General features: G+C 65.8%; 25 protein-coding genes. 12 read left to right on the forward strand and 13 right to left on the reverse strand.

Features of this window, described 5'->3' with window-relative positions:
- Nucleotides 1-6 precede the first annotated feature (6 nt).
- Entirely contained in the window at nucleotides 7-1,368 is a 1,362-nt protein-coding gene (locus AC4PTO_RS01055; RefSeq protein ID WP_492731067.1) for a formimidoylglutamate deiminase, read from the reverse strand.
- A 101-nt stretch (nucleotides 1,369-1,469) separates the two neighbouring features.
- Between AC4PTO_RS01055 and hutI the strand changes: the two genes are divergently transcribed.
- From hutI to AC4PTO_RS01090, 7 genes are read left to right on the forward strand one after another with little or no spacing between them, the layout of a single operon-like run.
- Entirely contained in the window at nucleotides 1,470-2,669 is a 1,200-nt protein-coding gene (gene hutI, locus AC4PTO_RS01060) for an imidazolonepropionase (protein WP_492731069.1), read from the forward strand.
- Nucleotides 2,666-4,201, forward strand: coding sequence for a histidine ammonia-lyase (gene hutH / locus AC4PTO_RS01065; RefSeq protein WP_492731071.1), 1,536 nt, complete (start codon nucleotides 2,666-2,668; stop codon nucleotides 4,199-4,201). Before hutI ends, hutH begins: the two co-directional genes overlap by 4 nt.
- Entirely contained in the window at nucleotides 4,198-5,004 is an 807-nt protein-coding gene (gene hutG, locus AC4PTO_RS01070; RefSeq protein WP_492731073.1) for an N-formylglutamate deformylase, read from the forward strand. Before hutH ends, hutG begins: the two co-directional genes overlap by 4 nt.
- A 2-nt stretch (nucleotides 5,005-5,006) precedes the next feature.
- A complete protein-coding gene (gene hutU / locus AC4PTO_RS01075) occupies nucleotides 5,007-6,692 on the forward strand; it encodes a urocanate hydratase (protein ID WP_492731075.1) in 1,686 nt (561 codons plus the stop codon).
- 43 nt (nucleotides 6,693-6,735) lie between these two features.
- Nucleotides 6,736-7,833 carry a TRAP transporter substrate-binding protein gene (locus AC4PTO_RS01080; RefSeq protein ID WP_492731076.1) on the forward strand — a complete coding sequence of 366 codons (1,098 nt, stop codon included), beginning with the start codon at nucleotides 6,736-6,738 and terminating at the stop codon, nucleotides 7,831-7,833.
- Between the two features lie 53 nt (nucleotides 7,834-7,886).
- Entirely contained in the window at nucleotides 7,887-8,390 is a 504-nt protein-coding gene (locus AC4PTO_RS01085; RefSeq protein WP_492731078.1) for a TRAP transporter small permease subunit, read from the forward strand.
- Entirely contained in the window at nucleotides 8,387-9,937 is a 1,551-nt protein-coding gene (locus AC4PTO_RS01090; RefSeq protein ID WP_492731079.1) for a TRAP transporter large permease, read from the forward strand. The genes AC4PTO_RS01085 and AC4PTO_RS01090 overlap by 4 nt, the downstream gene beginning before the upstream one ends.
- A 21-nt stretch (nucleotides 9,938-9,958) precedes the next feature.
- Here the strand turns inward: AC4PTO_RS01090 and AC4PTO_RS01095 are convergent, their stop codons facing one another.
- Both AC4PTO_RS01095 and AC4PTO_RS01100 read right to left on the reverse strand, forming a co-directional pair.
- The gene (locus AC4PTO_RS01095; protein ID WP_492731080.1) at nucleotides 9,959-10,987 is read right to left on the reverse strand and encodes a 5-oxoprolinase subunit C family protein; all 1,029 of its coding nucleotides are present in this window, start codon (nucleotides 10,985-10,987) and stop codon (nucleotides 9,959-9,961) included.
- Nucleotides 10,984-11,757: a 5-oxoprolinase subunit B family protein gene (locus tag AC4PTO_RS01100; RefSeq protein ID WP_492731082.1), complete on the reverse strand. Its 774-nt coding sequence runs from the start codon at nucleotides 11,755-11,757 to the stop codon at nucleotides 10,984-10,986. Before AC4PTO_RS01100 ends, AC4PTO_RS01095 begins: the two co-directional genes overlap by 4 nt.
- A 136-nt stretch (nucleotides 11,758-11,893) precedes the next feature.
- Here AC4PTO_RS01100 and AC4PTO_RS01105 point away from each other — a divergent pair, with 136 nt between their 5' ends.
- The 3 genes from AC4PTO_RS01105 to AC4PTO_RS01115 all read left to right on the forward strand — a co-directional run bounded on the left by AC4PTO_RS01105 (nucleotide 11,894) and on the right by AC4PTO_RS01115 (nucleotide 14,769).
- Complete coding sequence (locus AC4PTO_RS01105) at nucleotides 11,894-12,859, forward strand: TRAP transporter substrate-binding protein (protein WP_492731083.1); 966 nt, start codon at nucleotides 11,894-11,896, stop codon at nucleotides 12,857-12,859.
- 79 nt (nucleotides 12,860-12,938) lie between these two features.
- Nucleotides 12,939-13,463, forward strand: coding sequence for a TRAP transporter small permease (locus tag AC4PTO_RS01110; RefSeq protein ID WP_492731085.1), 525 nt, complete (start codon nucleotides 12,939-12,941; stop codon nucleotides 13,461-13,463).
- Between the two features lie 4 nt (nucleotides 13,464-13,467).
- On the forward strand, nucleotides 13,468-14,769 hold the full coding sequence (locus AC4PTO_RS01115) for a TRAP transporter large permease (RefSeq protein ID WP_492731087.1): 1,302 nt from the start codon (nucleotides 13,468-13,470) through the stop codon (nucleotides 14,767-14,769).
- 19 nt (nucleotides 14,770-14,788) lie between these two features.
- Here AC4PTO_RS01115 and AC4PTO_RS01120 read toward each other — a convergent pair whose 3' ends face one another.
- Together AC4PTO_RS01120 and AC4PTO_RS01125 are read right to left on the reverse strand one after the other, a co-directional pair.
- On the reverse strand, nucleotides 14,789-15,301 hold the full coding sequence (locus AC4PTO_RS01120) for a winged helix DNA-binding protein (protein ID WP_492731088.1): 513 nt from the start codon (nucleotides 15,299-15,301) through the stop codon (nucleotides 14,789-14,791).
- A gap of 128 nt (nucleotides 15,302-15,429) precedes the next feature.
- A complete protein-coding gene (locus tag AC4PTO_RS01125; protein ID WP_492731089.1) occupies nucleotides 15,430-16,146 on the reverse strand; it encodes a haloacid dehalogenase type II in 717 nt (238 codons plus the stop codon).
- A gap of 148 nt (nucleotides 16,147-16,294) precedes the next feature.
- On the opposite strand from AC4PTO_RS01125, the gene AC4PTO_RS01130 reads away from it, so the two are divergent.
- Nucleotides 16,295-17,530 (forward strand): metal-dependent hydrolase family protein, encoded by a 1,236-nt coding sequence (locus AC4PTO_RS01130; RefSeq protein ID WP_492731090.1) that lies wholly within the window; start codon nucleotides 16,295-16,297, stop codon nucleotides 17,528-17,530.
- Nucleotides 17,531-17,588: 58 nt separating this feature from the next.
- On the opposite strand, the gene AC4PTO_RS01135 is transcribed toward AC4PTO_RS01130, so the two are convergent.
- The 5 genes from AC4PTO_RS01135 to AC4PTO_RS01155 all read right to left on the reverse strand — a co-directional run bounded on the left by AC4PTO_RS01135 (nucleotide 17,589) and on the right by AC4PTO_RS01155 (nucleotide 21,713).
- Complete coding sequence (locus AC4PTO_RS01135; RefSeq protein WP_492731091.1) at nucleotides 17,589-18,899, reverse strand: TRAP transporter large permease; 1,311 nt, start codon at nucleotides 18,897-18,899, stop codon at nucleotides 17,589-17,591.
- A gap of 10 nt (nucleotides 18,900-18,909) precedes the next feature.
- Complete coding sequence (locus AC4PTO_RS01140) at nucleotides 18,910-19,434, reverse strand: TRAP transporter small permease (protein WP_492731092.1); 525 nt, start codon at nucleotides 19,432-19,434, stop codon at nucleotides 18,910-18,912.
- Nucleotides 19,431-20,054 carry a TetR/AcrR family transcriptional regulator gene (locus tag AC4PTO_RS01145; RefSeq protein WP_492731094.1) on the reverse strand — a complete coding sequence of 208 codons (624 nt, stop codon included), beginning with the start codon at nucleotides 20,052-20,054 and terminating at the stop codon, nucleotides 19,431-19,433. The genes AC4PTO_RS01140 and AC4PTO_RS01145 overlap by 4 nt, the downstream gene beginning before the upstream one ends.
- A gap of 57 nt (nucleotides 20,055-20,111) precedes the next feature.
- On the reverse strand, nucleotides 20,112-21,254 hold the full coding sequence (locus tag AC4PTO_RS01150) for a C4-dicarboxylate TRAP transporter substrate-binding protein (RefSeq protein ID WP_492731095.1): 1,143 nt from the start codon (nucleotides 21,252-21,254) through the stop codon (nucleotides 20,112-20,114).
- 87 nt (nucleotides 21,255-21,341) lie between these two features.
- Nucleotides 21,342-21,713: a RidA family protein gene (locus tag AC4PTO_RS01155; RefSeq protein WP_492731096.1), complete on the reverse strand. Its 372-nt coding sequence runs from the start codon at nucleotides 21,711-21,713 to the stop codon at nucleotides 21,342-21,344.
- Nucleotides 21,714-21,909: 196 nt separating this feature from the next.
- On the opposite strand from AC4PTO_RS01155, the gene AC4PTO_RS01160 reads away from it, so the two are divergent.
- Nucleotides 21,910-22,830 carry a porin gene (locus AC4PTO_RS01160; protein ID WP_492731098.1) on the forward strand — a complete coding sequence of 307 codons (921 nt, stop codon included), beginning with the start codon at nucleotides 21,910-21,912 and terminating at the stop codon, nucleotides 22,828-22,830.
- A 19-nt stretch (nucleotides 22,831-22,849) separates the two neighbouring features.
- Here the strand turns inward: AC4PTO_RS01160 and AC4PTO_RS01165 are convergent, their stop codons facing one another.
- The 3 genes from AC4PTO_RS01165 to AC4PTO_RS01175 are packed head-to-tail and all read right to left on the reverse strand — an operon-like array spanning nucleotide 22,850 to nucleotide 25,303.
- On the reverse strand, nucleotides 22,850-24,022 hold the full coding sequence (locus AC4PTO_RS01165; RefSeq protein ID WP_492731099.1) for a GNAT family N-acetyltransferase: 1,173 nt from the start codon (nucleotides 24,020-24,022) through the stop codon (nucleotides 22,850-22,852).
- Between the two features lie 58 nt (nucleotides 24,023-24,080).
- Entirely contained in the window at nucleotides 24,081-24,848 is a 768-nt protein-coding gene (locus AC4PTO_RS01170; protein WP_492731101.1) for a glycerophosphodiester phosphodiesterase family protein, read from the reverse strand.
- A complete protein-coding gene (locus AC4PTO_RS01175) occupies nucleotides 24,845-25,303 on the reverse strand; it encodes a RidA family protein (protein ID WP_492731103.1) in 459 nt (152 codons plus the stop codon). Before AC4PTO_RS01175 ends, AC4PTO_RS01170 begins: the two co-directional genes overlap by 4 nt.
- Nucleotides 25,304-25,366: the final 63 nt, after the last annotated feature.

A 25,366-nucleotide genomic window follows, 5' to 3' on the forward strand; every position in this document is an offset into this window, starting at 1 on the left:
AGCATCTCAGAGCGCGTCCTTCAGGCGGTGCAGGGTTTCGACATAGCGGCTGCGGATCGCATCCCGCGCGACATGCCGGCCATTGCGCACCACATGGCGGCCGGCGGACCAGACATCAAGCACCATTCTGTCATCGCCCGCGAAAACCCAGGCGTCCAGGATCGTGTCGCCGGTCTTGCCGATCAGGTCGACCGCCGCGCCGTCCAGCGCCAGCAGATCGGCCCAGAGCCCGGCCGAGATCGCGCCCGAGGCCCGCCCCGCCGCCTGTGCCGCCCCGCGGGCGGCGCCCTCGAACAGCACGCGCCCGGTAGAGGCATCGGGGCGCGCCAGAGCCGCGCGCGAGCGGTCGCGCAGCCGCTGCGAATAATCCAGCGTGCGCAATTCCTCGGACAGGGAGATGCGGATATTGCTGTCCGACCCGATGCCGAAGCGCCCGTTCGCCCCAAGCCAGCGAACGCCGTCGAAGATCCCGTCGCCGAGCGAGGATTCGGTGATCGGGCAAAGCCCGGCCACCGCCCCGGTTGCGGCAAGTGCCAGCGTCTCTTCCGGTTCCATCTGGGTGCAGTGGATCAGGCACCAGCGGCTGTCCACCGGCGCGTTGTCCAGAAGCCAGCTTACCGGTCGCGCCCCCCAGGCGGCGCGCACCTCGTCGACCTCGGCGATCTGTTCGGCTAGGTGCATGTGGATCGGCCCGTCGCCCAGGGTGATCGCGTCGCGCAGCCCGTCGGGACCGACCGCGCGCAGGCTGTGCGGGGCGGTGCCCAGAACCGTATCTTCGGGCAGCGCGGCAATGGCCTTGCGCGCGCCCTCATGCAGTTTGGCGAACTGCTCGGGGGTGTTTCCGAACCGGATCTGGCCGTGGCCAAGCGCGCGCCGGTCGCAGCCGCCATACTGGTAGAGAACCGGCAGCAGGGTCAGCCCGATGCCCGTCGTCTCTGCCGCCGCCGCGATGCGCGCCGACATTTCGGCCGGATCGGCATAGGGCAGCCCGCCGGGGCGGTGGTGCAGATAGTGGAATTCGGCATTGCAGGCATAGCCGGCCTCAAGCATCTCCATCTGCACGAAGGCGGCGATGGCCTCGACATCCTCGGGGGTGAGGCGGTCGAGAAAGCGGAACATCAGCTGGCGCCAGGTCCAGAACGTGTCGCGCGGGTCGGGGCCGCGCCGCTCGGTCAGCCCGGCCATCGCACGCTGGAAGGCGTGGCTGTGCAGATTGGCGGGCGCCGGAAGAAGAATCGCATGGCGCTCGCCCTCGGGCGCGGTTCCGGCCGTCACCTCCCGGATTCGGCCCGTGCCGTCGACAGCGATGCGCACGTCCTGCGCCCACCCGTCTTGCGTAAGTGCTTGCTCTGCCCAAAGAATCTTCATGGTTCGCCCCGTGGGTTCTGCGTATTGACAGAAAAAATATGTGCATACATATTACAATTAAACGCGCACAAAACAAGCGCCACGCATTCACAGGGCCGAAGATGACACGAGAAATCCTTTGCAACGCGCGCCTTGCCACACTGGACGGCCCCGGCTATGGGCTGGTCGAGGCGGGTGCGGTCGTGCTGGAGCGCGGGCGCATCCTCTGGGTCGGGCCCGAGGGCGACCTGCCCGGCGATCATGCGCAGGCCCCGCGCCGCGATCTGGGCGGGCGGCTGGTCACGCCCGCGCCGATCGACTGTCACAGCCACATCGTCTTTGGCGGCGACCGCGCGCGGGAATTCGAGATGCGCCTTCAGGGCGCAAGCTACGAACAGATCGCGCGGGCAGGGGGCGGCATCCTGTCCACCGTCAGCGCCACGCGCGCGGCAAGCGAGGACGATCTGGTCGCACAGGCGCTGCCCCGGCTGGATGCGATGATCGCCGAGGGGCTGACGACGATCGAGGTGAAATCCGGCTACGGGCTGGAGCAGGAGGCAGAGCTGCGCATGCTGCGCGCCGCAAGGCGCCTTGCGCGCGAACGCCCGGTGCGGGTGCGCACAAGCTACCTTGGGGCCCATGCCTGCCCGCCCGAATACAGCGGCCGCCCCGACGACTACCTGACCGAGATCTGCCTGCCCACGCTGCGCGCGGCCCATGACGAGGGGCTTGTCGATGCGGTGGACGGGTTTTGCGAGGGGATCGCCTTCGATACCGCCCAGATCGCGCGGGTCTTCGATCTTGCGCGCGATCTGGGCCTGCCGGTCAAGCTTCATGCCGAGCAGCTTTCGCATCAGGGCGGCACGGCGCTTGCGGCGCGTTACGGGGCGCTTTCGGCCGATCATGTGGAATATGCCACGCCCGAGGACGCGGCCCTGATGGCCCGATCGGGCACGGTCGCGGTTCTTTTGCCGGGGGCCTTCTACACCTTGCACGAAACGCAGATGCCCCCGGTTCAGGCCTTCCGTGCGCATGGCGTGCCGATGGCCCTTTCGACCGATTGCAATCCGGGCACCTCGCCGGTGACCTCGATCCTGCTGACGATGAACATGGGGTGCACCCTGTTCCGCCTGACCGCCGAAGAGGCCCTGCGCGGCGTGACCGAGCATGCGGCCCGCGCGTTGGGCCTGCCTGATTGCGGGCGCATCGCGCCGGGGCTGCGTGCCGATCTGGCGGTCTGGAACGTGACCAACCCGGCCGAACTGGCCTGGCGGATCGGCTTCAACCCGCTTCACGCGCGCATTTTTGGAGGTGCCGAATGACCCTGACCCTGACCCTGATACCCGGCGCCGCGACGCTGGCGCAGCTTGAGACGTTGTGGCGCGACGGTGTGCCCGCGCGCCTCGATCCCGGCGCCCGCGCCCCGGTCGAGGCCGCCGCGGCGCGGATCGCGGCGGCGGCGAAGGGCGAGGCGGCGGTCTACGGGGTCAATACCGGCTTTGGCAAGCTGGCCTCGGTCAAGATCGCGGCGCAGGACACGGCCACGCTGCAACGCAACCTGATCCTGTCGCATTGCTGCGGCGTGGGGGCGCCGCTCGATGCGGCGGCAACGCGGCTGATGATGGCGCTGAAGCTGCTCAGCCTTGGGCGCGGGGCCTCAGGCGTGCGGTGGGAGATCGTCGCGCTGATCGAGGCGATGCTGGCGCGCGACGTGGTTCCGGTGGTGCCCGCGCAGGGCTCGGTCGGGGCTTCGGGCGATCTGGCGCCGCTGGCGCATATGACGGCGGTGATGATCGGCGCGGGCGAGGCCGTGGTGGAAGGGCAGCGCCTGCCGGGCGCCGCGGCGCTTGCGCGCGCCGGGCTGGAGCCGGTCGTCCTTGGTCCGAAAGAGGGGCTGGCGCTGATCAACGGCACGCAATTCTCGACCGCGCTTGCACTGATCGGGCTGTTCCGGGGGTGGCGCAACGCCGTGGCCTCGATGGTCACGGCATCGTTGTCGACCGATGCGATCATGGGCTCGACCGCGCCGTTGCAGCCCGAAATCCATGACCTGCGGGGCCATGCCGGCCAGATTGAGGTGGCCCGCCAGATGCGCGCGCTGATGGAGGGGTCGGAGATCCGCGAAAGCCACCGCGACGGCGACACCCGCGTGCAGGACCCCTACTGCATCCGCTGCCAGCCGCAGGTGGCGGGCGCGGCGCTGGACATCCTGCGCCATGCTGCCCGCACGCTTGAGATCGAGGCGAATGCCGTCACCGACAATCCGCTGGTCCTGTCGAACGGCCGCATCGTTTCGGGCGGCAATTTCCATGCCGAGCCCGTCGCCTTCGCGGCCGATCAGATCGCGCTGGCCCTGGCCGAGATCGGCGCGATCGCGCAGCGGCGCGTGGCGCTGATGGTCGATCCGACGCTCAGCCACGACCTGCCGCCCTTCCTGACGCCCGATCCGGGGCTGAACTCGGGCCTGATGATCGCCGAGGTCACGACGGCCGCCCTGATGAGCGAGAACAAGCATCTTGCCAATCCCTGCTCGACCGATTCCACACCGACCTCGGCCAATCAGGAAGACCATGTCTCGATGGCGGCGCATGGGGCGCGGCGGTTGGGGCGGATGAACGACAACCTCTCGGTGATCCTTGGGGTCGAGGCGATCTGCGCCGCGCAGGGGATCGAGTTTCGCGCGCCCCTGAAAACCTCGGGCCGGTTGCAGGCGGTTCTTGCCGCCCTGCGCACCGAGGTGGTCGCAGTGGCGCAGGACCGCTTCCTTGCCCCGGACCTTGAGAAGGCCGCCACCCTGATCCGCAACGGCGCGCTGATCCGCGCCGCTGCCATCGACGGGGTGCAGCAGCCATGAGCGATGCGCCCCAAAGCCCCGTGATCGTGGTGCAGGGCGATGGCCCCGTTGTTCTGGGCATGCCGCATGTCGGCACCTGGCTGCCGCCCGAAATCCTTGCCCGGCTGACGGCGCGGGGGCAGCGTCTTGCCGATACCGACTGGCATGTCGACCGCCTTTATGACGGCCTTCTGCCTGGCGCGAGCACCGTGCGCGCCACGTTCCACCGCTATGTGATCGACGCCAACCGCCCGCCGGAAAACGAAAGCCTCTATCCCGGCCAGAACACGACCGGGCTTGTGCCGCTGACCGATTTCGACGGTGAACCGATCTGGGCCGATCCCCCCGATACGGACGAGACCGAGGCGCGCCGCCGCGCCTTTCACGCCCCCTATCACGCGGCCCTTGCGGCCGAGCTGGACCGGGTGAAGGTGCGGCACGGCGTGGCGATCCTGTTCGATTGCCATTCGATCCGTTCGCATATCCCGTTCCTGTTCGATGGCACGCTGCCCGATTTTAACATCGGCACCGCCGGCGGCACCACCTGCGATCCGCGCATTGCGACGGCGGTGCAGGAGGGATGCGCCGCGACGGGCCGGACCAGTGTGCTGAACGGCCGCTTCAAGGGTGGCTGGACCACGCGCCATTACGGCCGCCCCGCCGAGGGCATCCACGCGATCCAGCTTGAACTGGCACAATCCACCCATCTGAGCACCGAAACCCCGCCCTTCGCCTATGACGTGGCCAAGGCTGCCGTGCTGCGGCCCGTGCTGGCGGGCATCCTGCAAACTCTGGCCGATCTGGCCCCCGAACTGAGAGGCTGACCATGACCAATCCCCGCCACAACACCCGCGACGTGTTCCCCGCTACCGGCACCGAGATCAGCGCGAAAAGCTGGCTGACCGAGGCACCCTTGCGGATGCTGATGAACAACCTGCACCCCGACGTGGCCGAGAACCCGCACGAACTTGTGGTCTATGGCGGCATTGGGCGCGCGGCCCGCACCTGGGAGGATTTCGACCGGATCTGCGACAGCCTGCGCAATCTTGAAGAAGACGAGACGCTGATGGTCCAGTCGGGCAAGCCGGTGGGCGTGTTCCGCACCCATCGTGATGCGCCGCGCGTGCTGATCGCCAATTCGAACCTCGTTCCGCATTGGGCCACCTGGGACCATTTCAACGAACTCGACCGCAAGGGGCTGGCGATGTATGGCCAGATGACGGCCGGATCGTGGATCTATATCGGCACGCAGGGCATCGTGCAGGGCACCTACGAGACCTTCGCCGAGGCCGGGCGCCAGCATTATGGTGGCGATCTGACGGGCAAGTGGATCCTGACCGCGGGACTTGGCGGCATGGGCGGCGCGCAGCCGCTTGCGGCGGTGATGGCCGGGGCCTGCTGCCTGGCCGTCGAATGCGACGAGACCCGCGCCGATTTCCGCATCCGCACCCGCTATTGCGACGAGAAGGCCCACAGCCTTGACGAGGCGCTTGAGATGATCGCGCGCTGGACCAAAGCCGGCGAGGCGAAATCGGTGGCGCTGATCGGCAATGCCGCCGAGGTCTTCCCCGAACTGGTGCGCCGCATGAAGGCGGGCGGCCCGCGCCCCGATATCGTCACCGACCAGACCAGCGCGCATGATCCCGTCCATGGCTATCTGCCGCTTGGCTGGAGCGTGGCCGAATGGCGCGCCCGGCAGGAAAGCGATCCCAAGGCCGTGGAAGCGGCCGCGCGCGCCAGCATGAAGACCCATGTGGCCGCGATGGTGGATTTCTGGAACGCGGGTGTGCCGACGCTCGATTACGGCAACAATATCCGGCAGGTCGCGCAGGAAGAGGGGCTGGAGAACGCCTTCGCCTTCCCCGGTTTCGTGCCCGCCTATATCCGTCCGCTGTTCTGCCGCGGCATCGGGCCGTTCCGCTGGGCCGCGCTGTCGGGCGACCCCGAGGATATCTACAAGACCGACCAGCGCATGAAAGAGCTGTTCCCCGAGAACACGCATCTGCACAACTGGCTGGACATGGCGCGCGAGCGGATCGCGTTTCAGGGCCTGCCCGCGCGGATCATGTGGATCGGCCTTGGCGACCGGCACCGCGCGGGCCTTGCCATCAACGAGATGGTGCGCAACGGCGAGCTGAAGGCGCCGGTGGTGATCGGCCGCGATCATCTGGATTCGGGCTCGGTCGCCTCGCCCAACCGCGAGACCGAGGCGATGAAGGATGGCTCGGATGCGGTCAGTGACTGGCCCTTGCTCAATGCGCTTCTGAATTGTGCATCGGGCGCGACCTGGGTCAGCCTGCATCATGGCGGCGGCGTGGGAATGGGTTTCTCGCAGCATTCGGGCATGGTCATCTGCTGTGACGGCACCGAAGAGGCCGACCGCCGGATCGGGCGCGTGCTGTGGAACGATCCGGCCACGGGTGTCATGCGCCACGCGGATGCGGGCTATGACATCGCGCTGGATTGTGCCCGCGAACATGGGCTGAACCTGCCCGGCATCCTCAAGGGGTGACGGGCGATACAACCGGGAAACCGGCAACATGGAGGTAGTAAGAATGAAAAGACGTGAATTCCTGACCAAGGCTGGCCTCGGCGCCGGGGTGGGCGTTGCCGCATCCGCGCTTGCGGCCCCGGCAATCGCGCAGGGCAAACGGCAGTGGCGCATGGTGTCGGCCTGGCCGAAGAACCTGCCCGGCCCCGGCGTGGCCGCGCAGATGCTGGCTGATCGCATCACGGCGCTTTCCGGCGGCCGGATCGAGGTGCAGCTTTTCGCGGCGGGAGAGATCGTTCCCGGCCCCGGCGTGTTCGACGCGGTGGCCGAAGGCACGGCCGAGCTTTACCACGCCGTTCCGGCCTATTGGGGATCGAAGTCGAAAGGCATCCTGCTGTTCGGCAGCCAGCCTTTCGGCCTGACGGCGATGGAACAGCATGGCTGGATGCTTCAGGGCGGCGGTCAGGCGCTTTATGACGAGATGTATGGCCGCTTTGGCCTCAAGCCCTTCCTGTGCGGCAACTCGGGTCCGCAATGGGCCGGCTGGTTCCGCAACGAGATCAACAGCCTCGATGACCTCAAGGGCCTGAAATACCGCACCACGGGTCTTAATTCCGAGGTCTGCACCAAGATCGGCATGGCGGTCGAGGCGATGTCCGGCCCGGCGATGTTCCAGGCGCTGCAATCGGGCGCGCTGGATGCGGGCGAATTCATCGGCCCGTGGTCGGATTCCGCGCTTGGCCTCCAGCAGGTGGCGAAGAACTACTACTGGCCGGGCGTGGGAGAGCCGTCCTCGGCCGAGGAATGCGCGATCAACCTTGCCGCCTATGACGAGCTGGAAGACGACCTGAAGGCCGCCGTCAGTTTTGCCTGCGAAAGCCTCTACAACCCGGTCCTGACCGAATACAACACCAAGCATGCGCTCGCGCTGCGCGAACTGGTGGCCGATCACGGCGTGCAGGTCCGCAAACTGCCCGAGGATGTCATGATCGCAATGGGCAACGCCATGGGCGAGGTTCTGGCCGAACTGCGCGCAAGCGACGACGAGCTGGTGCGCCGCATCGTCGAAAGCTTCCTCGACTATCGCAACCTGATGGCGGAATACATGCCCTATGCCGATAGCGGCCAGATGATCGCGCGCGGGCTGGACTACAACTACTAAGGAAAAGCGGGCCGGGGGTAAGACCCCGGCCACATCTTGCGCAGGGGGTGGTGATGGAGCGGGCGGCGGATGCCTTGGACTGGGTGAACCGGAGCGTGGGCCTGGGCGTGCGCTGGCTGGCGCTGGCGATGGTCTTGTTGCAATTCTCGATTGTGATCCTGCGCTATGTCTTCGGATACAGCTCGATCTTCCTCAACGAGGGCGTGCTTTATCTTCATGCGACGATCTTCATGCTGGGGGCGGGCTATACGCTTCTGGTCGAAGGGCATGTGCGGGTGGATATCTTCTATGCCCGCCTCGGGGTGCGGGGGAAGGCACTGGTCGATGTCTTCGGCCATCTGGTGCTGCTGTTGCCCGGTGTCCTGATCCTGCTGATCTATTCCTGGCCCACCGTGCGCCGCGCATGGGAGATCCATGAGGGCGCGATTTCCGTTGGCGGGATTCCGGCCTCGTTCCTTCTGAAATCGCTGATCCCGGCCTTTTGCGTGCTGCTTCTGGTGCAGGGGCTGGCGGTATTCCTGCGCGATCTTCTGCGCCTGAAGGGGGATCGGGCATGATGCTTCCCTTGGATCTGATGATGTTCGGCGCGCTGATCGCCGTGATCCTGATGGGCTATCCGGTGGCCTTTTCCATCGCCGGCGTCGCCACGGGCTTTGCCCTTCTGGGATCGGCCCTTGGCGCGTTCAACCTTGGCCTGATGGGAGCCCTGGCGCAGCGCTTCTTCGGGGTGATGACCAACCCAGTGCTGACCGCCATTCCGCTTTTCGTCCTGATGGGCGTGATCCTTGAGAAATCCCGCATCGCCGAGGATCTGCTGGAGACGATGGGCCGGCTTTTCGGGTCGATGCGCGGCGGGCTGGGCGTGTCGGTGATGCTGGTGGGGGCGCTTCTGGCGGCCTCGACGGGGATCGTGGGGGCCACCGTGGTGGCGATGGGCATGATCGCGCTGCCCGCGATGCTGCGCAACGGCTACAACCCTGCGTTGGCCTCGGGCATGGTCTGCACCTCGGGGACGCTGGGGCAGATCATCCCGCCCTCGACACTTCTCATCATCATGGCTGACGTGATGTCCTCGGCGTTCCAGCAGGCGCAATACAAGCAGGGTAAATTCTCGATCGAGACGGTTTCGGTGGGGCAGATCTTCGCTGCGGCCATCGTTCCGGGGCTTTTGCTCGTGTCGCTCTACATCCTCTATATCCTGATCCGCGCCTGGCTGCGCCCGCAGGATGCCCCCGCCATGCGCGAGGCGGTCGAGCGGCCGACGCGCGCCGCCATCGCCGGGGCGATCCTGCCGCCGATCGTCCTGATCATCGCGGTTCTGGGCGCGATCCTTGGCGGTATCGCCAGCCCGAACGAGGCCGCGGCCGTGGGCGCGGTGGGGGCTGCGCTGATGGCCGGGCGCAGGATGGGCCTGCCGCTTTGGGTTTATCTGGGGGGCGTCGCGGCGCTTCTGGTGCTGGCGCTGATGGCGGGCATGTTTCCGGTGCGGCTTCAGCGGTCGGATGCGGGCGCGCGCGAAATGGCGCTTGCGGCGCTTTACGCCGTGCTGGCGCTGGCCGGAATGGGGGCGGTGCTGGCCGCGATCTGGCGCATCGCGCGCGCGGGCGTGCTTGGCGCGGCCGTCACCTCGACCCTGACCGTCACCTCGATGATCTTCGCCACGATCCTGATGGCCAGCTTCTTCTCGCTCGTCTTCGTGGGGCTGGGGGGCGAACATCGCGTGGCGCAGATCCTGGAATCGCTTCCCGGCGGGGCGACGGGGGCGCTGGTCTTCGCCATGGCCTTCATCTTCGTGCTGGGCTTCTTCCTGGATTTCGTCGAGATCGCGGTGATCCTTCTGCCGCTTGTGGTGCCGCCGCTGATCCTGATGGGGCATGATCCGATCTGGCTGTCGGTGCTGATCGCGGTGAACCTTCAGACCTCGTTCCTGACGCCGCCTTTCGGGTTCTCGCTGTTCTACCTGCGCGGCGCGGCCCCGCCCGAGATCACGACGGGCCAGATCTATCGTGGCGTGGTGCCCTTCATCGGGTTGCAGATCCTGGGCGTGGCGATCATCTGGCTGTTGCCGCCGCTGGCCACCTGGTTGCCGCGCGCTGTTTTCTGAGGGGCACGGCAGCCGGGCGGATCAGCGCGGGTCTTCCTCAAGATCGTGCCCGGCGGTGACGCCGCTGATGAGCTGATAGCCCAGCAGATCCGCAATCGCCGCGGGATCGCGCAGAAGGGGGGCGATGCGGCGGCGCAGTGCGCCGGGCTGCGCCAGTTGCGCGGCTGCGATGCGGTCGGCCTCATCAAGGGAAATCCGCTGGAAGCGCAGCGTTGCGCCCAGGGGGGCCTGCGCCACGATCGGCAGGTCCGCCGCGATCACCGTCCCGATCCGGGGATAGCCCCCGATCGTCTGGCATTCGCACAAAAGGACGTAGGGCAGCCCGTCGCCCGTCATCTGCAGATCACCCTCCAGGATGAAATCGGAGGACAGGCCCTGTGTCATCGTGGCCGCGAAGGGCGGGGTGTCCGCCTCCAGCCGCACGCCCTGACGGTTGGCCGTGGTCGAGCGGGTGAACACGGTCGCCTGAAAACGGTCCAGCGTGTCGGGGGAAAAGAGCGCGGTCTGCGGCCCGTCGATGAAACGCACGGTGCCGCCCGCGAAGCGCGGCTCGGGCGTCAGGCCCTGCGCGGGCGTGTCGGGCGCGGGGTCGGGCGCAAGGGGCAGGTGCGCCCCCGCCGTCAGCGGCGCGCCGATCCCGGCGGCCAGATGTGCGGCGCGGCTGCCCAGAACCGGCGCCGTGGCGATGCCGCCCGCGCAGGTCAGATAGCCGTAGCTGCCGCTTTCCGCCGGACCGATGGTCAGGTGCTGGCCCGGCTCCAGCAGGTGGCTGGCCGACCAGCGGATCTCTTGCGTGCCGATGCGCGCGCGCATGGGCGCGCCGGTCAGCGCGATGCGGGTGGGGGCATCCACCTCGAAGACGCCGCCCGTGCCGGCCATCTCGATTGCGGCGACGGGCGCGCGAAGGCCCAGAAGTGCCGCGGCTTCGTGCAGCGCCACGGGATCGGCGGCCCCGCCGCGCGACAGGCCCATATGCGACAGACCCGGCCGGCCGCCATCCTGAACGGTCAGGCCGGGGCCGGCCTTGCGGATGAACAGCGTCGCGGTCACGGGCGGATCTCGCACCGGGCGCCGCCCGCCGGATCGCCCGCGGCAAGAAGCGCGTCCAGCGCCTCGGCCGGGACCGGCACAAGGCGGAATTCGTCGCCCGTGCGCAGCGGCACGGGGGGCTCGCTTTCGGGGCGGAAGGGGCGAAAGGCGGTGCGCGCGACCTGGCGCCAGCCGGTGGGCGAGGCGTTGGAGAAGAGCACGAGCTGGCGCACCGCAAGCGCGATGGCCCCTTGTGGCACGCGCGGGTTCAGGCGCGACATGCGCGGCATGTCGAACGCCTCTGGCAGAAGGCCAAGATAGGGCTGCCCGGGCGCAAAGCCGATGGCGAGGACGCGCAGATGGGTGGCGGTGATCTGGTTGATGGCCGTGTCTGGCGATAGCCCGGCCAGGCGGGCGCATTCCTCAAGATCGGGGCCGTGCCTGCCGCCGAAGGCCGCGGGAACATGCCAGATCCGTCCGGCGGGTTTCGGAACCGCCTGCCTCCAGTCACGGCCCTCCAGCAAGGTCTCGATCTGTTGGTGAACCGCCGCGCGGCCGGTCCTGGCGGGGTCGAAGCGAAACAGAACCGAAACCAGGCTTGGCACGATCCGGACCACACCCTCGGGCGGGGTCTCGCGGGCAAGATCGTGAAGCGCCTGCGCCGCGGCTGACGCCCAGGGCTCTGCCGTCAGGGCGAATCGCACAAGCAGGCCGTCCTGCCCAAGCGGCAGGATCTGTGCCGCGTTCTGTGTCGCGCCTTCGTCTTCGATTTTGGACGTATCGCCAGACATTTGCCGTGATCCCCGCTGGGCAGCGTTATGGTGCGGTGAAAGTTCTTGTTGACTTAAATCTCAAAATACTGACAATTTGTCAACGTTATGACAGCGAGGTGAGAGAAACTTCACCCGATCCAACAGGAGAGAGATGATGAACAGACTTGCGCTTGCCGTTGCGGCCGCGATGGGCATCGGGGCTGCGGCACATGCCGAAACCTGGGACATGCCCACCCCCTATGGGGATGGAACCTTCCACACCGTGAACATCCGCGAATTCGCGGCGGATGTGGCGGCGGCCACCGAAAACGGGCTTGAGATCGAGGTGCATTCCGCAGGCTCCCTTTTTCCGCATGGCGAGATCAAGAACGCCGTGCGCTCGGGTCAGGTTCCGGCGGGCGAGTTCTTCCTGTCCACCCTTGCCAACGAAGACCTTGCCTTCGGCATGGACAGCCAGCCCTTCCTGGCGACCAGCTATGCGGATGCCGAGGCGCTTTGGGCCGCGCAGAAACCCGTGGTCGAGGAGCTTCTTGCCGCGCAGGGCCTGATGCCGCTGTTCTCGGTCGCGTGGCCCGCGCAGGGGCTTTATACCAATGGCGAGATCAGGACGGTCGACGATCTGGCCGGGCTGCGGTTCCGCGCCTACAACCCCGCGCTTGAACAGTTCGCCGCACTTGCCAAGGCCGCGCCGGTGCAGGTTGAGGCCGCCGACATTCCGCAGGCCTTCACCACCGGGCAGGTCGAGGCGATGATCACCTCGCCCTCAACCGGGGCCGATTCCAAGGCATGGGACTTCGTGAATACCTACACGCAGATCGACGCCTGGGTGCCCAAGAACATCGTGGTGGTGAACCGCCGCGCCTTCGATCGTCTGGACGAAAGCGTGCAGACGGCCATCCTTGAGGCGGCCGCAAGCGCCGAAGCGCGCGGCTGGGAAATGTCGAAGGCCGAGGCCGCGGCCAAGACTGCCGAGATGGCCGCCAACGGCATGACCATCGCGGCCCCCAGCCCCGAGCTTGTGGCCGGTCTGCAAGCCATCGGCGAAGAGATGCTGGCCCAATGGAAGAACGACGCAAGCCCCGAGGCGCTGAAGATCCTCGAGGCCTATCAGGCTCGCTAAGCCGGCTTCGGCCCGTCCGCTTCGGGCGGGCCGTTCTTCATCCGCCCCTTGCGCGACCACGCGAACAGAGAGATCCGCCATGCGCCGCCTGCTCGATCTTGTCTACATGCTTTCGGGGGCGCTTGCTGCCCTGTCCATCCTTGCGATCTGCCTGCTGGTCAGTGCGCAGGTCGCGCTGAATATCCTGGCCCGGCTGGGCGGGCCGTCGCTGTCCTGGACGATCCCGTCCTATGCCGATTTCGCGGGCTACCTTCTTGCCGCGGCCAGCTTTCTTGCGCTTGCGCCCACGTTCCGGCACGGCACGCATATCCGCGTGAACCTTGTGGTTTCGCGTCTGGGTGCGGGGCAAGGCTGGATGCTGGAGCTGTTTGCGCTTTGTGTCGCGGGGGCGGCCATGGCCTATGCGACGTGGTATGCGGGCGCGCTGATGCTGGAAAGCCTGCATTACGGCGACAAATCCACCGGCATGATCGCGGTTCCGATCTGGATCCCGCAGGTGGTGATGGTGGCGGGCCTTGCACTGCTGAGCGTTGCGATCTTCGACCGGCTGGTCGAAAGCCTGCGCGCGCACCGGCCGGTGCTGAGCGATGACGTGACGGAGTAGAGCCATGTCCGATCCGGCCGTCTTCTCGATCCTGCTCGTGCTTCTTCTGGGGCTGCTGGCCAGCGGCGTCTGGGTTGCCGTGTCGCTTCTGGTCGTGGCGCTTGCGGGCCTGAGCCTTTTTTCGAACGCGCCCACGGGCCTTGTGATGGCGACCACGCTTTGGGGGCACAGCCATAGCTGGCCCCTTGCCGCGCTGCCGCTGTTCATCCTGATGGGAGAGATCCTGCTGCGCTCGCGCCTGTCGCAGGACATGTTCACGGGCCTTGCGCCGTGGCTGGGCCGTGCGCCGGGGCGGCTTTTGCATGTCAACGTCCTGGGCTGCGCGATCTTCGCGGCGGTGTCGGGATCGTCGGCGGCGACGGCGGCCACCATCGGGCGCATGTCCGTGCCCGAGCTGACACGGCGGGGCTATCCCGAAAGCCTGATCCTGGGCACGCTTGCGGGGTCGGCCACGCTTGGCTTCCTGATCCCGCCTTCGGTGATCCTGATCGTCTACGGCGTTGCGACCGAGCAATCCATCGCGCGGCTTTTCATCGCCGGCATCCTGCCGGGGCTCATGCTGGTGGCGCTGTTCGGGGGCTATGTGGCGGTCCGGGCCTGGATGAACCCCGCGCTGATCCCGGCAGAGGAGGCGCGCTTCACCTTCGCCCAGAAGCTGCGTGCCTCGCGCAGCCTTCTGCCGGTGATCCTGCTGATCGGGGGCGTGATCGGCACGATCTATACCGGCGTCGCCTCGCCCACCGATGCGGCCGCGGTCGGGGTTCTGTTCTCGCTTGTGCTTGCGGTGGCGACGGGCAGCTTCACGTGCCGCGATTTCGTCGACGCGCTGCTCTCGGCCATGCGCACAAGCGCGATGATCGCCTTCATCCTGCTGGGGGCGGCGGTGCTGTCGGTGGCGATGGGGTTCACCGGCATTCCGCGCAACCTTGCGGCATGGATCGGCACTTTCGGCCTTTCGTCCTATGCGCTGCTGGCGGTGCTGACGGTGTTCTTCATCGTGCTGGGCTGTTTTCTTGACGGGATTTCCGTCGTGGTGCTGACCACCTCGATCATCCTGCCGATGGTGCAGGCCGCGGGGATCGACCCGCTGTGGTTCGGCATCTATCTGGTGCTGGTCGTCGAGATGAGCCAGATCACCCCGCCGGTGGGCTTCAACCTGTTCGTGATCCAGGCGCTGACCGGGTCGAACATCCTGCGCATCGCGCGCGCGGCACTCCCGTTTTTCGGGCTCTTGCTGCTTGCCGTGCTGCTGATCACGGTCTTTCCGGCGATCGTGACCTTCCTGCCCTCGGCCATGGGGAACTAGGCCCCGCCCGCGCGCGGCGTCACAAGGAGGATGCCGCGCGACCCGCCTGATCGTAATAGCCCGACAGCACGCGCAGCGCGGCGGCCACCTCGCGCAGTTTCTCGCCGGCCATGTTGCCGCTTTCAAGCGGCTCCAGCAGGCATTCCTCGCGCACCGCGCGATACTGGTCGCACAGCGCCCGCCCGGTTTCCGAGGTGCGGTAGAACACCTCCTTGCCGCGCTTTTCCGATGTCAGAAGGCCGATCTTCATCAGCTTGCGCAGGGCGTAGTTGACCGTGTGCGTATCTTCGATGTTCAGCAGGAAACAAATGTCGCCAAGCCGCTTTTCACGGTCGCGGTGATTGGTGTTGTGCAGCACCAGAATTTCCAGCGGCGACAGCTCTCCCATCCCGGCGGCGCCCATGCAGCGCTGCATCCAGCGCGCGAAGCTGTTGTAGGCGATGATCATGCCGTATTCGAATTCCGAGGCTTCGCTTGCCGGCCCTTCGGCCAGATGCTGGGACGAGACGATGCGGCGCGGCGCTTCGGACATGGGGAAAACTCCGGGCTCTTCTTGTGAACTTTCCTCGATATTATACGCGTTTTACAGGCGTCTTGTATATTCGCGTCATGCCCGCGGTCCCGATCCGTGCGGGATCAGCGCTGCCCCCCGCCGCGTGCCTACCCGGCCTGATGCGCGCGCACGAGGTCGGCCATGCTGTCGAAACGGAAATCGGTGCGCGGCCTTTCGCCCGGATCCATTGTCGCGCCGAAACCGTCCTGATCGTGGCGGCGGTAGATCCAGCAATTCGCAAGGCCGTGGCGATTGGCGGGCACATGGTCATGAAAGAGGCTCTCGGCGGTATGCAGGATGTCGTCCCGGCCCACACCAAGCCCTTCGAGTTTCTCCAGCATATAGTCGAAATTGCGCGCCTCGGGCTTGTAGGAGCCGATGTCTTCGGCGGTGTAGACCGCGTCGAACGCCACGCCCAGGCGGGCGTTGCTATGGGCGAAGCTGGCATTGTCCACATTGGACAGGATCACCAGCTTGTAATGCTGCTTGAGATAGCGGAGCGATTCCGCGCTGTCGGGGAAGGCGGGCCAGTCGCGCACGCTATTGCCATAGGTTGCGCATTCCTCGGAAGTGACGGGCAAGCCCCATTCCTCGGCCAGGCGTTTGTAGACGATGGCCAGCAGGTCTGAATACCGTTTCGCAGGGGTCCAGCGCTGTTGTGCGCTTTCATGCCGGGCATGCGCCTCGAGGATCGCGTCGCGCGTCAGCCCCGACGAGACCCGCCCGGTCAAGGGCTTCAGCGCCTCGGTGATCCCGGTTTCCCAGTCGATCAGGGTTCCGTAGCAATCGAAGGTCAGGGCCTTGTAGTCGGTCAGCTTCTTCATTGTGATCCTCATCGCGTTTTACGCGGGGCGGCGGTTGCCCTTTACCCGCTGTGAAGTCTGTGCTGTTATCAACTTACATGCAGGTCTGCCTGCAAATATCCTCCCCGTCAACGGGTGTCGCCTGGCGCCCATATCAAGGAAAGCCGCAATGACCTCACTGCTTCTGCGTAACGCGCGTATCGTGGACGGAACGGCAAGCGAACCCGGCGACGCTGTCGACATCGCCATCGAAAACGGCCGCTTCGTCGATGTCGGTCCCGGGATCGCGTTCGACGCGGATGAGGTGCTGGACCTTGGTGGGCAGATCGTTCTGCCGGGCCTGATTGATTGCCATGTCCACGTGATCGCAACTACCGCCAATCTTGGCGCCAACCTCGAGTTGCCCAACTCCTGGGTTGCGCTGAAATCGGCGCAGATCATGAAGGCGATGCTGATGCGCGGCTTTACCACGGTGCGTGATCTGGGCGGTGCGGATCGCGGATTGCAAAAGGCGGTGGAGGACGGGTTGATCGACGCGCCGCGGCTGGTGATCTGCGGTAAGGCCCTGTCGCAGACCGGCGGGCATACCGACTACCGTGGGGCCTATCACAACCGCAACGTGGATTATTATGCGGGCCAGCTTGGGGCCTTGGGGCGGGTATGCGATGGCGTGTCCGCGGTGCAGCGTGCCGCGCGCGAAGAGCTGAAGAACGGTGCACAGTTCGTCAAGATCATGGCCGATGGCGGGGTATCCTCGCCATCCGATCCGATCGGTTATCAGGTTTTCTCCGTTGACGAATTGCGAGCAGTGGCCGAGGTCGCCAAGGGCTTCGGCACCTATGTCTCGGGGCATCTTTACGACGATGCCGCCATCGTCCGCGCGCTGGATTGCGGCGTGGAATGCATCGAGCACGGCAACCTGATCGGCGATGACACGATTGCACGGATCGCGCGTGAAGGGCAGGTCGTCGTGCCGACCAACATCACTTATGACCGGCTGGCCAAGGAGGGGGCGGAATACGGGCTTTTGCCGGAGTCCGTCGCCAAGATCGAGGATGTGCGCGAGGCCGGGCTGGAGCGGCTTCAGAAGATGCATAAGGCCGGTGTCACGATGGGCTATGGCTCGGACCTTCTGGGCGGCATGCAGCCCCACCAGTCGGGTGAGTTCCCGCTGCGCGGACAGTATATTCCGGCGGATGCCGTCATCCGCTCGGCCACGGTGGATGCGGCCCGTGTCCTGCGGATGGAGGGCGAGATCGGTATGATCGCGCCGGGCGCCCATGCCGACCTGATCGTGGTGGACGGAAACCCCCTGAAAGACCTGAACCTGCTGACCGGGCAGGGCGCGCATATGAAGCTGATCCTTCAGGGCGGTGTCGCCAAGAAGAGGGCCTCGGCAATCTAAGCGGCCTGCGCAGGCGGGCGTGTTGTCCGCCCGCCTGCGCCCAAGCCGGAACCGCCGCCTATCGGAAGGCGAGCGCGGGAAGATAAAGCGACATCGCCGGGATCAGGATGATCAGCAGCAGCGCGACGATATCCATCGCGATGAACCAGGCAACGCCCCGGAACACCTCTGGCAGGGACACGAGGTTCCCGAGCGCGGCCTTGATTACATAGACATTGAGTCCAATCGGCGGCGTCACCAGGCCGATTTCCAGCAGCTTGATGACGATGATCCCGAACCAGACCAGATCCAGCCCTGCCCCCTGAACCAGCGGCAGGACCAGCGGCAGCGTCAGAAGAAGCAGGCCAATGGAATCGATCAGCATTCCCAGCACGAGATACAGCACTGCAACCGCGAAGAGGATCCACCAGACATCGTCGCTGACCCCCAGGATCACGTCGGCAAATGCCTGTGGCAATCCGCTAAGCGCAAGGAAGCGCGTGAAGAAGACCGAACCGATGAGGATGATGAAGATCCCTGTCGTGCTGATGGCCGTCTGGACCAGGGCGTCGCGCATCGCGGCCCAGCTGAACGAACCGCGCACGATGGCAATCAGCGTGGCGACGGCCGCGCCGACGGCGCCTGCCTCGGTCGGAGAGAACACGCCCGCGAAGATCCCGCCCAGCACCGATACGATCAGCAGGGGAAGCGGCCATATGTCCTTGACCGCGGCGATCTTCTCTTCGCGCGGGATGTCTTCGTGGACCATACCCGCCAGGGAGGGGTTCGCCTTTACGCGTGCCACGATCATCACCATGTAGATCAGCGCCGAGACGATGCCGGGAATGAAGCCGGCCAGGAAAAGCTGGCCGACAGACACCTGCGCATAGACCCCGTAAAGGATGAGCAGGACACTGGGCGGGATCAGCGAGCCGAGCGTGCCCGAAGCGGCGATCGTTCCCGTGGCAAGGCCTTTGTCATACTTGTTGGCAAGCATCTCGGGCACCGCAATGCGCGACATCGCGGCCGCTGTCGCAACGCTGGAACCCGATGCGGCGGCAAAGAAGGCGCAGGCCGCGACGCTGGCCACCGCAAGCCCGCCCGGAAGCCGCGCCAGCACCACCTTGAGAGAGACGAACAGGCTTTTGGTCATATCCGTCGTCGTACAGATATAGCCCATCAGCAGAAACATCGGTGCGGCGGTCAGTTCCCACTGGCCGACGAAATCGAAGGGTGTCGCCGAGATCATGCCCCAGGCCACGTTCATCGACATCATTGCCGAAATGCCGAAGATGGATACCAGCCCGAGCGTGAGGCCGATCGGCACCCGCAAGGCGATCAGGGCCAGTGCGGCAAGCGTGCCGACAACGCCGATTTCGAGATTGCTCATCTATACGCTCCTAGGGGGCCTGACGGTGCCGGATGGCCCGCAGAAGGTTGGACAGGATGGCAAGGCAGATCCCGGCAAAGCCGACGGGAAGCGCCCAACGGCTGGGCCAGATGTAGAACAGAAAGTTCGACATGATCGTTTCGGCGCGCGCGGTCGAGCGTATTGCGTCGAGGCTGCTTTGCCAGGTCATCATGCCGAAGAAAACCAGCCCCAGCGCACAGGCCAGGATGTAAAGCGCCAGTTGCGCCCATCCGGGCATCATCTGCACGAACAGGTCGACGCGGATATGTTCGTTTTTCAGCTCGACATATCCAAGCGGCAGGAAGACCGCGAGGACGACATAGTAGAACGACACGGTTTCCAGCGTGCCGACCATGGCGCCGTTGAAACCGAAGCGCACGATCACGTCCACCGTGATATGCGCCATCATCAAAAGCAGAAACAGGCACCCCATTCCCAGAAGCGCGTAGTTGAGTCCCAAGATCGCCCGGTCGAGAAGCGATGCGTGATCGTCCTGCGTCGTTGTCGGGGTCATCGTTCATCCTCCGCAGTGCCTTGTGGCAGCAGCTTGCCAAGCGAGGTTTTCCAGAAATCCAGCATATCCGCGAACAGTTGCGGATCTTCGCGCCAGACCGATTGCGTGCCCATGCCACGCAGCAGGCAAAGCGTTGCGTTCAGTGCAATTCGCCGTGTGCTGCGCATGCCCTCGGTATCTGCGAAAAGCGTTTCCCATATCTCGTCGAGCTGGCGGTTGTAATCCAGCGCGACGGGAACAAGCGCCTCCTTGATGGCCGGGTCGGTGCGCGCGGCGGTCACGAACTCCATCGTGATCATGAACAGCGGCCCCGAGAACCGCGCCCACATCTCCTTGAGGAAGCCATCGACATCCATCTTGCCCTGGCGGATCGCCACGGCCATTTGGCTGACCTCTTCGATCTCGCGGTTCAGAAGGTGGCGGAGCGCCTCTTGCAACAGAAGTTGTTTGCTGGGGTAGTGGTGCAGCAAGGCCCCGCGCGAGACACCCGCCGCCAGGGCGACATCCACAGTCGAGGTGTCGCGCAGGCCCTTTTGCAGAAGCGACTCGAGCGTGACCGACAGGATCTTCTGTTGCGTCGTGAACGAGCGCTCTGCCTGCGTGCGGCGCGGTTGTTGCATGGTTAACTCCGGCTTTGTGAATGATCCCGGCGCGGCGGATACCGCGCCGGGCCATCATTATTCCACGCCGTAGGTCGCCGGATCCAGCGTGTCGTAGATTTCGCGCATGGCCAGTGCGGTCAGCGCGTCTTCGTCCGTACGGTCGACATCGGCGAGTAGCTTTTCCCACTTGTCCCAAGTGGCGCGGAAATCGTCGATGACTTCCTTGCCATTGCTCAGGCCGTATTTCTGCTCGGCCGTCTCATACACCGATGCAAGCGCCTTCTCGCGGTAGGCCGTGACCGAAGCCATGAGGTCCTCGCCCGGCTCATAGACGGTATGGCCCTTTTCCTGCGCCTCTTTCAGCGCATCTTCGGCGCGCTGGATATAGGCGATGTTCATGCGCGCCATGGCGCGGGCCGTTGCCTGCATCAGAATGCCGCGCTGTTCGGGCGTAAGCCCTGCCCAGAAGCCGGGATTGTAACCCCAGTTCGGGCCTGACCAGTACATCCCGGTCGGCAGCAGGGTCGTATATTCGGCCACTTCCCAAAGCGAGCGGTCGATCAGGTCGTTGCCCGCGTTGGAGGCGCAATCCAGCGTGCCGCGCTCCAGCCCGGTATACATCTCGCTGGAGGGCACGTTGACGGGGATGCCGCCGGCCTCTTCGACCCAGAGCGACACCGTCGAGCCCGCGGTGCGGATCCGCTTGCCCTTCAGTTCTTCGAGCGTGCGGATCGGGCTGCGGCAGAACAGAAGGTAAGGCGGGGTGGCATAGGCCCCCAGATAGACAACGCCGTTATCCTTCCATTCGGCCAGCTGGGTCTGGTTGTGCATGCTGAAATCCGCCACGGCGAAAATTGCAACCAGCGGGTCGGAATAGTTGAAGCCCAGTTCCTGTACCGCGTTGGCGACCGGCAGTTCCGAAGGCGTGTAGATCGCTGCGTGGTGGGCAACTTGCACGACATTGTCGCGGATGCCCTGAAGGTTGGCGCGCGGCGCCAGAAGGACGGTTCCGGTAAACACCTCGGGAACCAGATCGCCCCCCGACAATTCCTTCACCGTCTCGGCCCAGTCCAGATAGCCCCATTTCGAGAAGGGCGTGGAGGCGTCGTAGAACGAGTTGGCGATAAAACCGGTCTCTGCCGCCGCCATCTGCGGGGCCAGGGCCATCAATCCGGCGACACTCGCGCCGCCGATCGTCTTCCAGATCTTTCTCATCATTTACTCTCCTGTTGGAAAGCGCACCTCGGACTGGCCGGGAACCAGCAGCCGCTTTCCCTGCCAGAGTGAGGCCATCGAAAGAAACAGTCAATCCTGATTGTAAATTGAATCTTCGACCAAGGCGGCCGTGGCCACGATCTCGATCAGGGTGCCGTCGGCACGCACGCGCGCTTCGCAGGTCGCGCGGGCGGGCGGGTTTTCGCGGTCGAGCCAGGCCTCGTAGATAGTGTTCATGGCGTCGAAATCGCGCAGATCGGCCAGCCAGATTTCCATCTTGATGATATGCGATTTGGACGATCCGGCCTGTTGCAGAAGGTCTTCGACCTTTTGCAGGCAGCTACGGGTTTGTCCCGCAAGGTCATCGGTCGGATCGCCGATCTGGCCCGAAAGCCAGACCAGCCCGCCATGAACCACGGCCTGGCTCATCCGTGTGCCTTTCGAGATCCGTTTCGGCGGCATGCTGCCCTCCCATCCTGTTTGTCCGGTAACGCTTAGCCCTCCGTGGCACGTCCCGAAAGGCCGGAAGGCCCGTTCACGCTGAGTCAATTATACAACAAAGCCGAAGGGGCGGGGCTGACGCTGCGTCGGGGAATTGACCAGTCCGCGAACCCTCTGGCATCTTTGTGAAAAACATAAGAACGATGAGGATCGAGCAATGAAAACGACAACCGGAATGGTTGCGGCGCTGCTTTGCGTGGTCGCGCCAACTCTCGTCATCGCCCAGGATTTTAGCGGCGCTGTGACGCTTGGCTATGGTTCCAGCGACGTCGAAGGCATCAGCGAAGACCTGAGCACCCTTTCTCTGAACGGCCGCGCCGGGGTGGATTTCGGCAATGGCTTCCGCCTTGGCATCGACCACGGTGTGCAGTCGATCGACATCGACGGCGTGGCCGAGGATATCTCGATCGTCGCCATGGGGATCTACGGCGCCTATCGCTTCAACAATGGCATGTCGCTTGGGGGGTATGCGGAAAAGGCAAAGCTTGATGTCGACGCGCTGGCTACCGACCTTTCGGCAACTTCTTACGGCCTGATGGGCGGCTATTCCGCTGGGGCTGCACATCTGAGCGGGTTCTTCGGCAAGACCACGACCGATCCGGACCTGCCCGCGGGCGTGGATATCCGCGATATCGGCCTTGCGGTGAAATATGCGGCGGCGCCGAACCTCACGCTTGGCGCAAGCGCGATGCGCAGCCGCATTTCGGATTCGGTAACGGATCTCGATGTTGATTTCATCGGCCTTGCCGGAGCCTATGGCGTGGCCGAGAACTGGTCGCTTTTCGGCGGGCTGAGCCGGGCTTCGCTGGATCTGGTGGATGCGGATGTGACAAGTTTCGGCGTGGGCGTCAGCTATGACCTGTCCTCGCATCTTCGGATGGGGTCTTCGGTGTCTCTGGAACTGGCGCGTTCGAACGCGTCGGTGGCGGGCGTGGACGGGGATCTTGATACCGTCCGGCTGGGCCTGAGCATTCCGCTGGGCGGTGATGGCTTTTCTGTCCCGATGAACAGTGTGGCCGATTCCGTCATGGCGCCGCGCCATAACGCGATCACCTCTGCGGTGATGTCGGCCTTCTGACGGGCGCGGGTTTGCCGAGTTAATCCGCCGTGCCCGCGCGGAAGGGGCCATAGGCGGTGAGGATTTCGATATCCTCGTCCGTCGCCGCCCGCTCGGCTTGAAGGTAGCGCGCGACCGCATCGCGAAAGCCGCGGTCGCGCAGCCAGTGCGCCGAATGGATCGGGGCGGGAAGATAGCCGCGCGCAAGCTTGTGTTCCCCTTGAGCGCCGGCCTCGACACGGGCCAGGCCGTGCGCGATGGCCCAGTCGATGGCGCGGTGGTAGCACAGCTCGAAATGCAGGAAGGGGTGGTCCTCGATCGCGCCCCAGTAGCGCCCGAACAGCGCCTCACGCCCGATCAGGTTCAGCGCCCCCGCGACGGGGCGCCCCCCGCGTTCGGCCAGCACCAGAAGCACATCGCCCCGCATGGCGTGCAGCGCGTCGAAAAAGGCGCGCGTCAGGTAGGGGCGGCCCCATTTCCGGCTGCCGGTGTCCTGATAGAAGGTCCAGAACGCCTCCCAATGCGCGGGCTCGATCGCATCGCCGGTCAGCGCGCGGATCGTGCCGCCAAAGTCATGGGCGCGGGCGCGTTCCTTGCGGATCGCCTTGCGCTTGCGCGAGGACAGATCGGCCAGGAAATCCTCGAAATCCGCATAGCCGCGGTTGAGCCAGTGAAACTGTTGCGTCAGGCGGGGCAGGTAATCCGCCCCGGTCGCCACTTCCGCCTCGGCCCCGGTGCAGAAGGTGACATGGGCCGAGGACAGCCCCGCCCCTTCGGCCAGCCGGACCATCCCCTCCAGCAGCGCCGCGCGCCCGGTCTCTTCGTGGCCCGGCCGGGTCAGAAGGCGGCGCCCGCTGACCGGGGTGAAGGGCACGGCGCATTGCAGCTTGGGGTAATAGCGCCCGCCCGCGCGCTCATAGGCATCCGCCCAGCCGTGATCGAAGATATATTCGCCCTGGCTGTGGGATTTCACATAGACCGGCGCCACGGCGATGACAGCCGCGCCCGCCCGCGCCACCAGCGGGCGCGGCTGCCAGCCCGTTCCCGGGCCGACCGAGCCCGAGCTTTCCAGAGCCAGCAGGAACCGGTGCGTGGTGAACGGGTCCAGCGGGCGGCCGCCATCCGCCGCCTCGGGGCAGGCGCAGGCATCCCAGTCGGTGGCCGAAATCTCGTTCAGGCCCGACAGGACGGTGATCTCGATGGTCTCGCTCATGTGTTCGCGCGCGCCGGTCCCCTTCATCCGCCCAAACTTGGCACATGACCGGGGCGGGTCAAGCGGGAAGGCCAGCCGGATAGCCCTCGAAGGTCACATTGTCGGCAACGCGGCGGGCCTCGGCCTCGGCCTCGGGCGAGCGGATCGTCCAGCACAGGATCGCCGCCCCGGCCTGGCGCAGCTCGGCGATGCGTGCGCGGTCCAGATCCCCCGCCTCGTGCGAGACGAAACAGGCGCCAAGCGTCGCGTAATCGGGGATCTCGCGCAGCCGGTCGCGGGTGGCGGCGGGGATCAGGCCCCAATCCTCGGGACGATAGGCCGAGGTCGTCAGGCCCACCGGGATTTCCGGCGCCGCGGCGTGGAAGGCCGCCACCGAATGGGGGTTGAACGACATCACCGCGACCGGCCCGGAATATTCCGCCAACACCTGTGCGACGGCCCGTTCCAGCGCGCCGACCCGGGGGCCGAGTGCGCCGTCCTGATCCTTGATCTCGACCAGCAGGGGGACGCGGCCCGCCACGATGCGCAACACCTCGGCCAGCGTCGGGATACCGGTATCGCCGCCGCAAAGCCGCAATGCACCCAGCTTGCCCGAGGTCAGCCCCGCGATGCGGCCGGGCATGCCGGTCAGGCGCCGCAGGTCGTAATCGTGAAACGCCATCGGCACGCCATCGGCCGCGGGCTGGATGTCGATCTCGATCGCGTAGCCGGCGGCAACGGCGGCCGCGATCGCCTCGCGCGAGTTTTCCGGCCGGCCCGCCGCGCGGTCGTGCAGCGCGCGATGCGCGATGGGCAGGCGCAGGAAATCCGCGTGCAGCGGCATCATGCGACCTCGAAGATCGCTTCGATCTCGACCGGGACGCCAAGCGGCAGGCTGGCCGCTGAAACGGCCGAGCGCGCATGGCGACCGGCATCGCCGAAGACCTCGACCATCAGGTCCGAACAGCCGTTCACGACCTTGGGCTGATCGGTGAAATCGGCGGTGGAATTGACGAACCCCACCAGCTTTACCACGCGCGCGATACGGTCCAGATCGCCAAGCGCCGCCTTTGCCTGCGCAATCAGCGCAAGCCCGCAGCGCCGCGCCGCCGCCGCCCCGGCCTCGGCATCCATGTCCGCGCCCAGGCGGCCCTTGATCAGACCGTCCGGCCCCATCGAGATCTGACCCGAGACGAAAAGCTGATGGCCGCTTTGCACGAAGGGCACATAATTCGCCGCCGGGGCGGGTGCCGCGGGCAGCTCGATGCCCAGTTCGCTCAGACGTGCTTCGATCCTTGCCATGATTCCCTCCTGTCGGTGTGCCGGAACGCTATGCTGCGGGGCAGGCGCCCTCAAGCCCTATCG

Source organism: Rhodobacter maritimus (genome assembly GCF_058747975.1).

Excerpts from the sequence above, each read along its gene's own strand:
- AC4PTO_RS01055 (WP_492731067.1), bottom strand. The coding sequence starts at position 1,368 with ATGAAGATTCTTTGGGCAGAGCAAGCACTTACGCAAGACGGGTGGGCG.
- hutI (WP_492731069.1), top strand. The coding sequence starts at position 1,470 with ATGACACGAGAAATCCTTTGCAACGCGCGCCTTGCCACACTGGACGGC.
- hutH (WP_492731071.1), top strand. The coding sequence starts at position 2,666 with ATGACCCTGACCCTGACCCTGATACCCGGCGCCGCGACGCTGGCGCAG.
- hutG (WP_492731073.1), top strand. The coding sequence starts at position 4,198 with ATGAGCGATGCGCCCCAAAGCCCCGTGATCGTGGTGCAGGGCGATGGC.
- hutU (WP_492731075.1), top strand. The coding sequence starts at position 5,007 with ATGACCAATCCCCGCCACAACACCCGCGACGTGTTCCCCGCTACCGGC.
- AC4PTO_RS01080 (WP_492731076.1), top strand. The coding sequence starts at position 6,736 with ATGAAAAGACGTGAATTCCTGACCAAGGCTGGCCTCGGCGCCGGGGTG.
- AC4PTO_RS01085 (WP_492731078.1), top strand. The coding sequence starts at position 7,887 with ATGGAGCGGGCGGCGGATGCCTTGGACTGGGTGAACCGGAGCGTGGGC.
- AC4PTO_RS01090 (WP_492731079.1), top strand. The coding sequence starts at position 8,387 with ATGATGCTTCCCTTGGATCTGATGATGTTCGGCGCGCTGATCGCCGTG.
- AC4PTO_RS01100 (WP_492731082.1), bottom strand. The coding sequence starts at position 11,757 with ATGTCTGGCGATACGTCCAAAATCGAAGACGAAGGCGCGACACAGAAC.
- AC4PTO_RS01105 (WP_492731083.1), top strand. The coding sequence starts at position 11,894 with ATGAACAGACTTGCGCTTGCCGTTGCGGCCGCGATGGGCATCGGGGCT.
- AC4PTO_RS01110 (WP_492731085.1), top strand. The coding sequence starts at position 12,939 with ATGCGCCGCCTGCTCGATCTTGTCTACATGCTTTCGGGGGCGCTTGCT.
- AC4PTO_RS01115 (WP_492731087.1), top strand. The coding sequence starts at position 13,468 with ATGTCCGATCCGGCCGTCTTCTCGATCCTGCTCGTGCTTCTTCTGGGG.
- AC4PTO_RS01120 (WP_492731088.1), bottom strand. The coding sequence starts at position 15,301 with ATGTCCGAAGCGCCGCGCCGCATCGTCTCGTCCCAGCATCTGGCCGAA.
- AC4PTO_RS01125 (WP_492731089.1), bottom strand. The coding sequence starts at position 16,146 with ATGAAGAAGCTGACCGACTACAAGGCCCTGACCTTCGATTGCTACGGA.
- AC4PTO_RS01130 (WP_492731090.1), top strand. The coding sequence starts at position 16,295 with ATGACCTCACTGCTTCTGCGTAACGCGCGTATCGTGGACGGAACGGCA.
- AC4PTO_RS01135 (WP_492731091.1), bottom strand. The coding sequence starts at position 18,899 with ATGAGCAATCTCGAAATCGGCGTTGTCGGCACGCTTGCCGCACTGGCC.
- AC4PTO_RS01140 (WP_492731092.1), bottom strand. The coding sequence starts at position 19,434 with ATGACCCCGACAACGACGCAGGACGATCACGCATCGCTTCTCGACCGG.
- AC4PTO_RS01145 (WP_492731094.1), bottom strand. The coding sequence starts at position 20,054 with ATGCAACAACCGCGCCGCACGCAGGCAGAGCGCTCGTTCACGACGCAA.
- AC4PTO_RS01150 (WP_492731095.1), bottom strand. The coding sequence starts at position 21,254 with ATGATGAGAAAGATCTGGAAGACGATCGGCGGCGCGAGTGTCGCCGGA.
- AC4PTO_RS01155 (WP_492731096.1), bottom strand. The coding sequence starts at position 21,713 with ATGCCGCCGAAACGGATCTCGAAAGGCACACGGATGAGCCAGGCCGTG.
- AC4PTO_RS01160 (WP_492731098.1), top strand. The coding sequence starts at position 21,910 with ATGAAAACGACAACCGGAATGGTTGCGGCGCTGCTTTGCGTGGTCGCG.
- AC4PTO_RS01165 (WP_492731099.1), bottom strand. The coding sequence starts at position 24,022 with ATGAGCGAGACCATCGAGATCACCGTCCTGTCGGGCCTGAACGAGATT.
- AC4PTO_RS01170 (WP_492731101.1), bottom strand. The coding sequence starts at position 24,848 with ATGATGCCGCTGCACGCGGATTTCCTGCGCCTGCCCATCGCGCATCGC.
- AC4PTO_RS01175 (WP_492731103.1), bottom strand. The coding sequence starts at position 25,303 with ATGGCAAGGATCGAAGCACGTCTGAGCGAACTGGGCATCGAGCTGCCC.